The 12,716-nt window shown below is 64.9% G+C and carries 13 protein-coding genes; 1 reads left to right on the top strand and 12 read right to left on the bottom strand.

All coding sequences use genetic code 11. From position 1 onward, the window contains the following. Nucleotides 1–5: 5 nt before the first annotated feature. The 8 genes from ACP159_RS08460 to ACP159_RS08425 all read right to left on the bottom strand — a co-directional run bounded on the left by ACP159_RS08460 (nucleotide 6) and on the right by ACP159_RS08425 (nucleotide 7,318). Nucleotides 6–1,451, bottom strand: a complete 1,446-nt coding sequence (locus ACP159_RS08460; protein ID WP_425099236.1) for a CpaF family protein — start codon at nucleotides 1,449–1,451, stop codon at nucleotides 6–8. Between the two features lie 14 nt (nucleotides 1,452–1,465). Next, nucleotides 1,466–2,704 (bottom strand): AAA family ATPase, encoded by a 1,239-nt coding sequence (locus ACP159_RS08455; RefSeq protein WP_425099235.1) that lies wholly within the window; start codon nucleotides 2,702–2,704, stop codon nucleotides 1,466–1,468. Nucleotides 2,705–3,028: 324 nt separating this feature from the next. Continuing rightward, on the bottom strand, nucleotides 3,029–3,715 hold the full coding sequence (locus tag ACP159_RS08450) for an OmpA family protein (protein ID WP_425099234.1): 687 nt from the start codon (nucleotides 3,713–3,715) through the stop codon (nucleotides 3,029–3,031). A gap of 21 nt (nucleotides 3,716–3,736) precedes the next feature. Next, nucleotides 3,737–5,170, bottom strand: coding sequence for a type II and III secretion system protein family protein (locus tag ACP159_RS08445; RefSeq protein ID WP_425099232.1), 1,434 nt, complete (start codon nucleotides 5,168–5,170; stop codon nucleotides 3,737–3,739). 322 nt (nucleotides 5,171–5,492) lie between these two features. Continuing rightward, the gene (cpaB, locus tag ACP159_RS08440) at nucleotides 5,493–6,347 is read right to left on the bottom strand and encodes a Flp pilus assembly protein CpaB (RefSeq protein ID WP_425099231.1); all 855 of its coding nucleotides are present in this window, start codon (nucleotides 6,345–6,347) and stop codon (nucleotides 5,493–5,495) included. Between the two features lie 234 nt (nucleotides 6,348–6,581). After that, the gene (locus ACP159_RS08435; protein WP_425099229.1) at nucleotides 6,582–6,761 is read right to left on the bottom strand and encodes a hypothetical protein; all 180 of its coding nucleotides are present in this window, start codon (nucleotides 6,759–6,761) and stop codon (nucleotides 6,582–6,584) included. Nucleotides 6,762–6,845: 84 nt separating this feature from the next. Next, the gene (locus tag ACP159_RS08430; protein WP_282300137.1) at nucleotides 6,846–7,025 is read right to left on the bottom strand and encodes a Flp family type IVb pilin; all 180 of its coding nucleotides are present in this window, start codon (nucleotides 7,023–7,025) and stop codon (nucleotides 6,846–6,848) included. A gap of 113 nt (nucleotides 7,026–7,138) precedes the next feature. Beyond that, nucleotides 7,139–7,318, bottom strand: a complete 180-nt coding sequence (locus tag ACP159_RS08425) for a Flp family type IVb pilin (protein ID WP_425099228.1) — start codon at nucleotides 7,316–7,318, stop codon at nucleotides 7,139–7,141. 351 nt (nucleotides 7,319–7,669) lie between these two features. Here ACP159_RS08425 and ACP159_RS08420 point away from each other — a divergent pair, with 351 nt between their 5' ends. Then, nucleotides 7,670–8,527, top strand: a complete 858-nt coding sequence (locus ACP159_RS08420; RefSeq protein ID WP_425099227.1) for a lytic transglycosylase domain-containing protein — start codon at nucleotides 7,670–7,672, stop codon at nucleotides 8,525–8,527. Here ACP159_RS08420 and ACP159_RS08415 read toward each other — a convergent pair. The 4 genes from ACP159_RS08415 to thrC form a co-directional block, all read right to left on the bottom strand. After that, entirely contained in the window at nucleotides 8,524–9,354 is an 831-nt protein-coding gene (locus ACP159_RS08415) for an MBL fold metallo-hydrolase (protein WP_425099226.1), read from the bottom strand. The two genes, ACP159_RS08420 and ACP159_RS08415, sit on opposite strands and share 4 nt — an antisense overlap. Nucleotides 9,355–9,481: 127 nt before the next feature. Beyond that, the gene (locus ACP159_RS08410) at nucleotides 9,482–10,069 is read right to left on the bottom strand and encodes a GNAT family N-acetyltransferase (RefSeq protein ID WP_425099364.1); all 588 of its coding nucleotides are present in this window, start codon (nucleotides 10,067–10,069) and stop codon (nucleotides 9,482–9,484) included. Further along, complete coding sequence (locus ACP159_RS08405; RefSeq protein WP_425099225.1) at nucleotides 10,069–11,331, bottom strand: M16 family metallopeptidase; 1,263 nt, start codon at nucleotides 11,329–11,331, stop codon at nucleotides 10,069–10,071. Before ACP159_RS08405 ends, ACP159_RS08410 begins: the two co-directional genes overlap by 1 nt. Further along, nucleotides 11,328–12,716 (bottom strand): threonine synthase, encoded by a 1,389-nt coding sequence (gene thrC / locus ACP159_RS08400; protein WP_425099224.1) that lies wholly within the window; start codon nucleotides 12,714–12,716, stop codon nucleotides 11,328–11,330. Before thrC ends, ACP159_RS08405 begins: the two co-directional genes overlap by 4 nt.

Genomic DNA, 12,716 nt, shown 5'->3' with positions numbered 1-12,716 from the left:
CGGGATTACTCCGGTCTGAAAGGTTCGTAGATCGACGGCGGGATGTCATAGCCCCACATCCGGAAGCGTTCGGAATAGTGCGAACGCACGCCGGTGGCGGTGAAATGGCCGATGATCTTGTTGTCGGGGGTCAGGCCCACGCGCTGGAAGCGGAAGATCTCCTGCATGGAGATCACGTCGCCTTCCATGCCGGTGATCTCGGTGATCGAGGTCATGCGGCGCGAGCCGTCCTGCAGGCGGGAGGCCTGCACGATGAGGTTCACGGCGGAGGAGATCTGCGAACGCACCGCCTTGAGCGGCATCTCGATCCCGGCCATGGCGATCATGTTCTCCAGACGGGCCACACCGTCGCGGGCGGAGTTCGCGTGGATCGTGGTCATCGACCCGTCGTGGCCGGTATTCATGGCCTGCAGCATGTCGATGACTTCCTCGCCGCGCGTCTCGCCGACGATGATGCGGTCGGGACGCATCCGCAGGGCGTTCTTGAGGCAGTCGCGCGGCGTCACCGCGCCCTTGCCTTCGACGTTCGGCGGGCGGCTTTCCATGCGGCCCACATGGGTCTGCTGGAGCTGGAGTTCCGCGGTGTCCTCGATGGTCAGGATACGCTCGGAGTTGTCGATGAAGGACGAGAGCGCGTTGAGCGTGGTCGTCTTGCCGGAACCCGTACCGCCCGAAACGATGACATTCAGGCGGGTGGCGACGGCGGCCTGCAGATAGACGGCCATCTCCTCGGTAAACGCGCCGAACTTCACCAGATCGTCGATCCCGAGCTTGTCCTTCTTGAACTTACGGATGGAGACGAGGCTGCCGTCGATGGCGATCGGCGGCACCATGGCGTTGAAACGCGAGCCGTCGGACAGGCGGGCGTCGACGTAGGGGTTGCTTTCATCGACACGGCGACCCACGGCGGAGACGATCTTGTCGATGATCCGCATCAGGTGCTTCTCATCCTTGAAGGTGATGTCCGACAGGGAGAGTTTGCCGCTGCGTTCGATGAAGATCTGGTGCGGACCGTTGACGAGAATATCGGAGACCGTCTCGTCCTTGAGCAGCGTCTCCAGCGGGCCAAGGCCCTTCACCTCGTCGTAGAGGTCATTGATCATCGCCCGGCGCTCGTCTCGGTTCAGGACGATGCCGCGCTCCTGCAGCGACTCGGTGGCGATGGCGCTGATTTCCTCGCGCAACTCGCTCTCGCCGGCCTGGTCGAGCGCGGCGAGGTTGAGGTTGTCGAGCAGGGCGCGGTGCAGTTCGAGCTTGATCTCGCCCAGCCGCTCCTTGCGTTTCTTTTCCTTGTCCATCGGCGCGGCCTGCGCCGGAGCGCTCGGCTTGGTCTTGCGCATGGCGGTGGGTTTCGCGACCGGCACGGCCGGGGAAGGTGCGGCAGAGGGGGCCTCCTCCGGGCGAACCGGCGCGGCGTCTTTCAACTGGGGTTTCTTGTATCTCGAAAACATGTGTTTCCCCGCTCTCAGGCTGCTTCTGCGTCTGAATTGCCAAGCGCCAGCAGCGAGGCCGCCAGCTTGGAGATTTCCTTGCGCAGCGGATTCTTTGCTGCGTGGTTGGCGAGCGGCAGGCCATGGTCACAGGCCTGCATGACCACCTTGCCGCCGTCCGGGAACTGCACGTCGAGCGCGATGCCGAGGCTGTCGGCCATGCGCTTGACCCGGGCCTTGCCCTGGAGGTCGGTGAATTTCGGCGCGCGGTTCAGGATGAAGCGCAGCTTGTCGAAGGGCAGGTCCTCGGACATCAGCGCCTTCTTGAGCCGCAGCGTGTTCTGGGCCGAGCGCATGTCCAGCTCGACCATGGCGAAATAGACCTGCGCTTCGGTCAGCACGGTTTCCGTCCAGTTCACGAGGCAGCCGGGCATGTCGACGATCACGTAGTCGAAGTGCTCCCGCGCCACGTCCAGCAGTTTCTTGACGTCCGGCGGCGACAGCATGTCCAGCGGCAGGATTTCCGCCGGGGAGGTGAAGACCTGGAGTTTTTCCTCGAAGCTGACCAGCGCCTGGGCAAAACTTTCGCTGTCCATGGAGTCGGTGTCGGACAGCAGTTCCAGAACCGACTCGCGGCGGGGCAGGTCGAGATAGGTTGCGACGGAGCCGAACTGCAGGCCGAGGTCGATCAGGCAGACGCGGGGCGTCTTGTTCTTCGGCAGGGTCACCAGCTCGTAGGCGAGATTGGTGGCCAGCGTCGAGGCCCCGGCGCCGCCGGCCAGCGACTGCACCGCGATCAGCACGCCGTCGCCGTCGCCTTTCAGCTTCACCTTCTTCTGCGTCGTCTCCTGCGTGACGGCCTGGGCCGGGCGGCGCATGCGCTCGACCGCGGCGGCCAGTTCGCCCTCGGGCAGGGGGTAGGGGACAAATTCGTCCGCGCCGTTGCGCAGCAGCTGGTGCAGCGCGGCGGGGGTCACGTCCTCGGCGATCAGCACGACCTTGACGCCGCGCGCCTTTGCGCCGGTGATGATGGCGCTGAGCTTGGCGAGGTCCGGCTCGTCGATGGCGTCGATGGCCATGGCGATGAATTCGAGGTGGGCGGCGTCGGGCTGGCTCAGGAAGGGCAGGGCTTCCTCGAAGCCGAGGTCGCCCCAGCTTTCGCCAAGGATGGCTTCCATGTCCTCGATGAGAAGGTCGAAGTTCTGGACGTCACGGCTGACTGTGCAGGCGGCGATCGGGGCCGGCTCAGTCGCTGGTGCGGATGTACTCGTCATGATGCCTCACGTCCTGTTCTTTTGCGCAGGTCGGACCCGGGGAGGCGCGTCGTCCACCAAACTGAAACCACCCAAGTCCGGATACTGCGGGAGCCGACTCGCGGGCCGGTCGCTGATCCTTCGCCGATCAAACTGACCGGGAAACGCGGCAAGATTTGGGCCAAAAAACCGAAATTGTACGGTATTTCCAGACAGCCCGGTTTCCGGAAAGCTGGTTAACCCATGTTATTTCAAGGGCTTGAGGAAATCCGGTGGAAACAGTAGGACAAGAAAAAGGCCCCCTGAGGGGCCTTTTCGGAAACACTTCGACGGATTTGTGCGGGATTAGCCGCCGCTGCCGCCAACGCCGGTCTCCGTGGCGAAATCGTTGCCGGAGATGCCCGACAGGACGGTCTTCGGCACGCCGGAGCGGATGTATTCGCGGTAGATCACCTCGGCGTACTTGCCGTCCAGGACCGTCGGATGCCCGGCGACGAAGCCCGAGACCTCGGTCACGGTGCGGCGGTTGCGGCGCTCCTTGCCCTCGGTCACGATGATCGGCTGGGTTTCGCCGTAGCTGACCAGCGCCTCCAGGCGGGATCGGTCAACGCCTTGGGAAACAAGGAAATTCACAACCGCATTGGCACGGCGCAGCCCGAGGTTCTTGTTGTACTGGGCGTTCCCGACCTTGTCGGTATGGCCGTAGACGTTGAAGCGCACTTCCGGGAACTGGCGGATCCAGTTGGCCTGCTCGCGCAGGGTGTCGCGCGCCCCGGCGTCGAGCTCGGCGCTGTTGAAGGCGAAGTTGACCGTGGTCATCACCTCCGTGGCGAAGCGCTGGCCGAGATCGTAGACGTATTGTTTCTCGCCGTTCTGATACTGCGTGTTGTTCATCGTGGCGTAGCCGAAGTCACCCGTATCGGTGAGCGAGCCCGCCTCGCGGTTGAAGGAGGCATAGACCGGGTCCCGGCTGTTTGCGCTGCATCCGGCCAGCACGCAAAGCGTGAGGCCCGCCATCGTGATCCTGCTCATGTGCTGTCCCCGCATCTGTTCTCAATCCATCACATAGCCGTAGGAGCCGTTGAAGTCCTGCTTGGCGACTTCGCCCGCAGCGCCCCTGAGTGTCTTGCGCGACGTGTCCGAACCGACCCGGCCATAAAGGAACAGATCCTTCTCGGACGGCGGCCGCACGCGGTCCGTCGGCAGGGCAAGTGCCTCGCCCTTGGTCGGGGTCACGAGGTGCGGCGTCACGATGATCACGAGTTCCGACTGTTCGCGCACGTATTCGGCGGAGCGGAAGAGGGCGCCGAGCACCGGCACGTCCCCGAGCCACGGCACCTGGCCGTTGAGATCGCGGAAGTCGTCTTCCAGAAGACCGGCGATGGCAAAGCTCTCGCCGTCCCGCATTTCCACGGTGGTCTGCGCCTCGCGGCGGCGGAAGGCCGGGGCGGTGATCGTCTCGAACTGGAACCCGTTGTCGAAGTCGAGGGCGGAAACCGCCGATTCGAGTTCGAGGTTGATCAGGTCGCCGTCGACGACGCGCGGAATGAAGTTCAGCTCGACACCGAAGGGCTTGTATTCGATGGAGATCATGCCGCCCTGCTGGGCAACCGGGATCGGAAATTCGCCGCCGGCGAGGAACTTGGCTTCCTGTCCGGAGATGGCGACGAGGTTCGGCTCGGCGAGGGTGCGCACGACGCCTTTCTGTTCAAGGGCTTCGAGCAGGATGCCAACCTCGAGGCCGCCCGCGTTGAAGCCGAAGAGCACCGCGCCCTCGGCGGCGTTGGCGCCGGATTGCGGGTTGAGCTTGCCGACGATGGTGTCCACATCCGCCAGCGGGGCGGCGTTGCCGGTGCCGATCTCCAGGCCGAGATCGCCGCCGAGAACAGAGCCGCCGGTGCCGATGGAGGCGCGCAGCGTCTTGGCGACGGAGCGGCTCATCTCGGCGAAGCGGACCTTGAGCATCACCTGCTGGATGCCGCCGACGCTCATCAGGTTCGAGACCCGCGTCGGGGCGTAGCGCTCCGCGAGGTCCAGCGCCCGCTGCATCTTCATGGTGGAGGAAACCGTGCCGGAGAGCACGATGCCGTCGTTGGCGGTGCGCACCTCGATCTTCTCGTCCGGCAGGATCTGCTGGAGGCGTTCCTTGAACTCCGTCACATCCGCCGCGACACGCACATCGACGTTGGTCAGGAGCTTGCCCTGCGCGTCGAGGATGGTCAGCGTCGTGGTGCCCGGCGACTTGCCGAGAACGTAGATCGAGCGATCCGAAAGCGAGTTGATGTCGGCGATGCCCGGGTTCGCGATCGAAAGCTCGGCGAAGGGCACGTCGCTTTCGACGACGACCGCCCGGTTCATCGGCACGCTCAGCACCGATTCCGTGCCTGTCCGGACGATCCGCAGCTGTTCGGCCTGCACCGTCCCTGCCATGGGCGCAACCGCCATGGTCAGCCCCAGGAGGGCTGCCTTCACAAACATATCTTTCATGTGACCTGCCTTTCGATCACGCCTCGGAATGCAGGTCTGTTGCCTGCTTGTTTTCAGGCAGGATGCGCCACTTTGGGTTTCAACGCAAGAATCAAAGACTTCTTGCACGTGCCTTATGTGGATAACGCGCAACAGGCGGTGAATTTTGCCCGGCCCTAAAGCGCCCCGCGTTGAACTTGAGACGCCGATACCCTGCCATGCCTTCGGCATTCTCGGGACATCGGCGTCACTGGATGATTCAAGTTGAAAGCGGGACGCTGTAACAGGCAGAAGGGCGCCCCGTGCGGGACGCCCTGTTGTCTGATTCCCGGTGTTGTCCGGATCAGTTGGCGCAGGGGATCGGGATCTCGATCTTTTCCGTGCCGCGGTTCGTGCGGATGGTGCAGGTCTCCAGCGTGCGCTCGGCTTTCTGCTCTTCCTTCTGGATGCCGAGGAGCGACCGCTGGTCGACCTCGATCACTTCGGCGACGGTGTCGTCGTTGTGCGACATCAGGGAGAGGGACAGACGGCCGGTCGACTGCGCCTGGGCGAGGGCGGCCACCTGTTGCGGGCTGGCCGCGACGGTGACGGTACGGGCGATCGTCGCGTCCGGGCTGTCGGAATGGGCCATCTGGTCGATGGCGATGAGGCCGATGCCGGTCTGGATGAGCTTGGTCACGTCACCGACGGGCAGGTTCGGGTCGTTGCCCGGGATGCGTCCGGTCCAGTAGATGTCCACGCGGTCGCCGGGGCGCAGGAAGCCGGACACGCCGGAGGCCACGTCGACCTTGATGGCAAAGGCGCGCTGCCCGCGTTCAAGCCGCGAGGTCAGACCGGCGTCGCCGCCGGGCTCGGACACCTTGATGGCCACGAGCGCCTCGTTCTTCTCCATGGCCCGGACGACGACGCGGGGGCCTTCCGTCGGGACGAAGAAGGGGTTCGCCTCGTCGAAATAGCCGTCCGGCAGGATCTGCGTCGGCCAGGGCGCCAGGGCGACGTCCTCCTCGGCGATCTGTTCGCCGAAGGCGAGCGCACGGGTCGCGATGTAGATTTCCTGGGTGGGAACGGCCGCGGTCACCTTGGCCCGTTCCTCCTGCAGCGCGGTTTCATAAGCGCCGATATAGTTCTGCGCCATGTAGACGGCAAAGCCGGCCAACCCCAGCCCCGCTATCAACACCAATCCGAATACAAGTCGCATGGTTCTTCCTCATGGGTTCACGTTCATCTCCACCGCAGCGGAGTATCCTGGTGACACTGTGCTTGGGCATTGTGGCCAAATCAGGTCCCGTACCGGGCCGCTTTGTGAATTGTTCACGCCCGGGAACCGACGGGTGAACAGGCGGAAGAGGGGAGGGGATCACGGTCCCCAAACGGAAAAAAAGGCTGCCCCGTTCTGGTTCAGCCTCTCTCGCGTAAGGATGATCGGTTGCGATCAGAAGTCGTTTTCGGCGGCAATTGCGCCACCTGCCGAACTCATGAGCGCATTCGAGTTGTCTTCGATGACGAAGAAGGAGATCGCGGACATGCCGACGACGGCAGCAGTGATCACAACCCAGTCAACTGTGACGGCCCCGGACGTGTCGTCCCGAAACGCTTTGAAAAGTTGAAACATCCTCTACCCTTTCCTGCTCAGTGGTGATGCCCCCGAGCCAGGTTCGGAAACCGGCTCGGTGGTCATGTCTTAAGCGAGAAAGACTTAGAAGTCGTTTTCTGCTGCCACGGCACCACCGGCTGCGGTGATCAGCGTGGAGGCGTTGGTTTCGATGGTCGAGTAGGCGGCGATGGCGAGGCCGACGACGGCGGCGGTCAGGACCACCCAGTCAACGGTCACGGCGCCAGCTTCGTCTTTGCGGAAGGTGTTCAGGAACTTCATCATGATCTTGTCTCCGATATGGCCAACCCAGGGCCTGGAATGCGTTGAGGTGCCGGCGCGTCGTGGGCGGTGCCCGCGCGCCGGGCTTGTCATGCGGCGGTTAGGCCGCGAACGACTTAGAAGTCGTTTTCGGCCGCGACTGCGCCACCGGCTGCGGTGATCAGCGTGTTGGCGTTGGTCTCGATGGTCGAGTAGGCTGCGATGGCCAGGCCAACGACGGCTGCGGTCAGAACGACCCAGTCAACAGTCACGGCGCCGGCTTCGTCTTTGCGGAAGTTCTTGATCAGGTTCATCATGGTCTCTCTCCGTAGATAAGGTTTTGCTCACGTTCACCGCGTCGATCCGTTGATGGGCCTCTCTCACTTGCCCCGTCTCTCTGCGGTATGAGCTTAATTAACCCTCCGTTTGGGGCGAGATTGGGGCCGGAATGGTTTGATTTTGCGCTGCCGCGATTTTCTGCACCGTCAAAGATTACTTGATTGATAACAAAAGGGATTTTCTGCCAATTTCAGGTGATTTAGGCCCGGCGCTATCCACAAGTGTAGGGAAATTACACCAGTCGGTTTACCACTTGGACACACTCATGGCTTACTCCGCGCCTTTGTGGCATATTGGGAAAAAACCGCAGAGTTTTACGAGCAGGACACATGAGAACCCGAGTCTTCCCGGCGCTGATCTGCGCCCTGTCGCTGGCTGTGCCGGTGCATGCCGAGTCGGCCTTTCCGGAATTCAGCGCGAAGCGCGTGACGGTGCCCGGCGCCGGAACCAAGAAACGCATCACGGTTCAGATCGAACCCCGGGCCGAGCCGGCCATCGCGCCGCGCCTGCCCGATCCGGAGAAGCCCGTGACCGCTTCCGCGTCAGCCGTTGCGCCGGTAAGGCCCGCCGGGCCGCCGGTGCCCGTGGGCAGCTACGCCTGGTTCTGGGATCACGTTTCGCCGGAGCTGACAGCGACGAGCCCGGGACGGCTGGCCCCGGCTCTGGAAAGCCTCGCCCGCTCGCCCGGCGGCGATGCGGTCGCGCAGCCGCGTCTCAAGAGCCTGCAGGAGATCGTCAACGCCTATGGCAAGGAGATCCTGATCGCCAGCATCGGCACGCGGGTCTCCCCGGCGCTGGCGCTGGCGGTGATTTCCGTCGAATCCGCCGGCCGGGCCGATGCACAAAGCGGCGCGGGGGCGCAGGGGCTGATGCAGCTGATGCCCGCCACGGCGCAGCGCTTCGGCGTCTCCGACAGCTTCGATGCGGCGCAGAACATCAAGGGCGGCATCGCTTTCCTCGACTTCCTCATGGAAAAATTCAACGGAGACCCGATTCTCGTTCTGGCGGGCTACAACGCCGGGGAAAACTCCATCGAGAAGAACAACGGCGTGCCGCCCTACGCGGAAACCCGCGATTACGTGCCGAAGGTGCTGGCCGCCTTCCAGGTGGCGCGGGGGCTGTGCCTGACGCCGCCGGAGCTGGTCTCCGACGGCTGCGCCTTCCAGATCATGACCGCCAGCAACTAGTCCGTGTCCCGCAGCCATTGCGGGCGCAGCACCTTGATCGTGGGGCGGGACGGCAGATCGCGCAGGGAGACCTCCAGCGAAGGCCCGTCAACGTAGTCGATGGCGAAGCTCTCTTCCATGCCTGCAAGGAAGCGTCCGAGCGCACCGTCCGAGAACCAGTGCATGGGGATCACGACGGAGGACCGCAGCCGCTCCGTCACCGCCATGATCGTCGGCAGGGGCAGGGTATAGCCGCCATCGACCGGCACCATCAGCACATCGACGCGCCCGAGGGCCGCGTATTGCTGCGCGGTCGGCTCGTGGTGCAGGTGGCCGAGATGGCCGATGCACAGCCCCTCCACCTCGAAGACGAAGATCGAATTGCCCTTGTCCTCCGTCCCGCCGAACTGGCTGCGAATGTCGGTGGACACGTTGCGCACCAGCATTTCGCCAAGGTCGAGATGATGCTCGATGCCGGTGCCGAAGGTCTCGCCCCAGCCTTGCAGCACATGCGGAATCGCCGGATCGGGGGCGGTGGTCCAATGGGTGTCATGGGCGTGGTTCATCGTCACCACGTCCGGCATCAGCGTGGTGTTGCCGATGAAGCCGGTGAAATCCGTGACAACATCCAGCCCGCCGGGTGTCTGGATCAGGAACGACGCGTGGGCGATGTAGTGGATGCGGACGGAATACTCCGGCACCGGCTCCGTCCAGGACGCCTTGTGCAGGTATTCGATGCCGGGCGCGGCGTCCGCGATGGCGATGCAATGGCTGGGGCGGCGTTGGTCGCCGCCTTGCGCGAGGGCAGGGGCGGCAAACAGCAGACAGGCGGCAAGAAGGCGAAACATCGGCGTCTCCTTTCGGTATTCCGAAAGGATAGGTCCGGGGTGGCGTTTGCCAAAGGTGAAAGCGGCGCAGGGCGCTCACGGCTGCGTGAGGGGCACGATTGCCGGGCGGGGTGTCAGGGTGCCGATGTCAGATGCCGACCGTGGTCTTGCCCCGCCGGTCGCCGCGCAGCGCAGCGTAGAGCACATGCGTGCGCCAGCGGCCGTTGATCTGCAGGTAGCTCTGCGCGACGCCCTCGTACTTGAACCCGGAGCGTTCCAACAGACCGCGCGAGGGCACGTTCTCGGGCAGGCAGGCGGCCTCGATCCGGCTCAGGCCCATCTTCTCGAAGGCGTGATGCACCATCGCGCCGATGGCCTCGGACATGTAGCCGTGCCGCGCGTAGGGCTCGCCGATCCAGTAGCCGAGCGTACCGGCCTGCGCCGGGCCGCGGCGGATGTTGTCGAGGGTGATCGCGCCGAGCAACTGGTCGTCCTCGCGCCGGATCAGGAACAGCGGGATCGCGCTGGCGCCGTTGATCGAGCGCGAGGCCCAGTAGACGCGGTTGGTGAACGACCGGCGCGAGAGGTGGTCGGAGGCCCAGGTCGGCTCCCAGGGGGTCAGGAACTCGCGGCTCTCGCGGCGCAGGCTGGACCAGGGCGTGAAATCGGCATGCACCGGCGGGCGCAGGGTCAGGCGCTCGGTTTCGAGCTTGAGCTTGCGCCGCACCCTCAGCATCATGCGACCCGCCGAGCCTCCAGTTCCTCCAGCGCGGGGGCGTCCGCCACCGGGCCATAGAGCGCCATGGCCGCGGGGGCGGTGGCGGCCTGGCTTTCGGCAAAGCGGCGCACATCCGCGAGGGTCACGGCGTCGATGCGGGCGACGGTTTCCTCGATCGGCGGCACCTTGCCCCAGATCTGGATCATGCGGGCCATGCGCTCGGCGCGGCTCGACGGGCTTTCGAGGCCCATCAGCAGCCCGGCCTTCATCTGTGCGCGGGCGCGGTCGATCTCGGCCTGGCTCATGTCGGAGGCGGCGCGTTTCATCTCGTCGATGGTCAGCCGTGCCAGATCGCCGACCTCCTCGCCGGAGGTGCCCGCGTAGATCGTGGTCATGCCGGTGTCGGCATAGGCGCCGGACTGGGCGAAGATGGAATAGCACAGCCCGCGCTTCTCGCGGATTTCCTGGAACAGGCGGGACGACATGCCGCCGCCGAGCGCGAGGCTGTAGATCTGCGCGGTGTAGAAGGACGGATCGCGGTAGCCCGGTCCCTCGATGGCCAGCGCCCAATGCGCCTGTTCGAGATCCTTGACCCGGCGGCTCTCGCCCCCGGCGAAGCGGGCGGCCTCGGCGGTGCCATGGGCGCGCGGGGCAAGGTCGCCGAAGAGGGTCTGCGCCTGCGCGACGATGGTGTCGTGATCGACAGCTCCCGCTGCGGACAGGATCAGCTGATCGGGGCCGTAGTGCTCCTCGACGAAGCGCGAGAGGTCCTCGCGCCCGAAGGCCCGCACCCGCTCCTGTTCGCCCAGGATGGTCCGCCCGATGGCCTGCCCGGGGTAGGCCTTCTCCTGCAGCCAGTCGAAGACCACGTCGTCCGGCGTGTCATGCGCCTGGCCGATCTCCTGCAGGATGACATGCCGTTCGGTTTCGATCTCGTGCGGATCGAAGACCGGACTACGCAGGATGTCGGCGATCACGTCGAGCGCCAGCCCGGTGTCCGCCGCGAGGATGCGGGCGTAGTAGGCCGTGACCTCGCGCGAGGTATAGGCGTTGATATAGCCGCCCACGTCCTCGATCTCCTCGGCGATCTGCAGGGCCGAGCGTGTCTTCGTGCCCTTGAAGGCCATGTGTTCGAGGAAATGCGCGATGCCGTTCTGTTCGGGCCGTTCGTGCCGCCCCCCGGCGGTCACCCAGATGCCGATGGAGGCCGATTGCAGGCCGGGCATGGATTCGGTGACGATGCGGAAGCCGTTGGGCAGGGTGGCGGTCTGGACGGTCACTTGGCGAGGCGCTCCGTGATGAGGGTTTCCAGCGCGGCGAGATCGTTCGGGACTCGGGTCACGCGTTCCGCCCGCTCATACAGGTCCGCCATGCGCGAGGGAAGGGGCGGGCGCAGGCCGCTGGCCTTTTCCACCGCGTCGGGGAATTTCGCCGGATGGGCGGTGGCGAGGGTGATCATCGGCGTCGCCGGGTCCCGCATCGTCTCGCCCACGCGCACGCCGATGGCGGAGTGGGGGCAGAGGAGTTCGCCCATGGTCTTGTGCGCCTGCGCGATGGTCTCAAGGGTCTCCTCCTCGGAGACACGTCCGGAGTCGAAGTGCTCGCGCAAGGCTTGCAGGGCGCCCTGGGAGACGGAGAAGCCGCCGGTTTTCAGCTCGTCCATGAGCTGCGCCACGGCTTTGCCGTCGCGGCCATAGGCGTCGAACAGCGCCCGCTCGAAGTTGCTGCTCACCTGAATGTCCATGCTCGGGCTGATGGAGGGGTGCACCTCCGAGGTCTTGTACTCGCCCTGCGACAGGCAGCGGTGCAGGATGTCGTTCTGGTTCGTCGCCACGATCAGCCGTTCGATGGGCAGACCCATCTTCTTGGCGATGTAGCCCGCGAAGATGTCGCCGAAGTTGCCGGTGGGCACGGTGAAGCTGACCGGGCGATCCGGAGCGCCGAGGGAGACGGCGGAGGAGAAGTAATAGACCACCTGGGCCAACACCCGCGCCCAGTTGATCGAGTTCACCCCGGCGAGGCGCACGGAATCGCGGAACTCGAAGTGGTTGAACATATCCTTGAGACGGGCCTGGCAGTCGTCGAAATGCCCGTCGAGCGCCAGCGCGTGCACGTTGGCCTCCGGCGGCGTGGTCATCTGGCGGCGCTGCACCTCGGACACGCGGCCATGCGGGAAGAGGATGAAGACATCGACGTTATCCAGCCCCTTGAAGGCCTCGATGGCCGCCGATCCGGTGTCGCCCGAGGTCGCGCCGACGATGGTGACGCGCTCGCCCCGGCGCTCCAGCGCTTCCTGGAACAGCTGGCCGATCAGCTGCATTGCGAAGTCCTTGAAGGCCAGCGTCGGCCCGTGGAACAGCTCCAGGAGGAAATGGTTCGGCGCCAGCTGCACCATGGGCGCACGGGCGTTGTGGCCGAACCCGGCGTAGGCCTTCGCGATCAGGTCGGCGAAGACCTCGTCGGTGAAGCCGTCTCCGACGAAGGGGCGCATGACGCGGAAGGCGGTTTCCTCGTAGCTGAGGCCATTCAGGGCGCGGATGTCCGCCGCGCTCATCTGCGGGATGGTCTCGGGCACATAAAGACCGCCGTCGCGGGCGAGACCCGAGAGCATGGCCTCCTCGAAGGTCAGGGCAGGGCTTTGGCCACGGGTGGACACGTAACGCAT

Origin of the sequence: Tropicibacter sp. S64 (assembly GCF_049803835.1) — a bacterium.
Classification (GTDB): domain Bacteria; phylum Pseudomonadota; class Alphaproteobacteria; order Rhodobacterales; family Rhodobacteraceae; genus Pacificoceanicola.
This window is presented reverse-complemented; position numbering and strand designations above follow the sequence as displayed.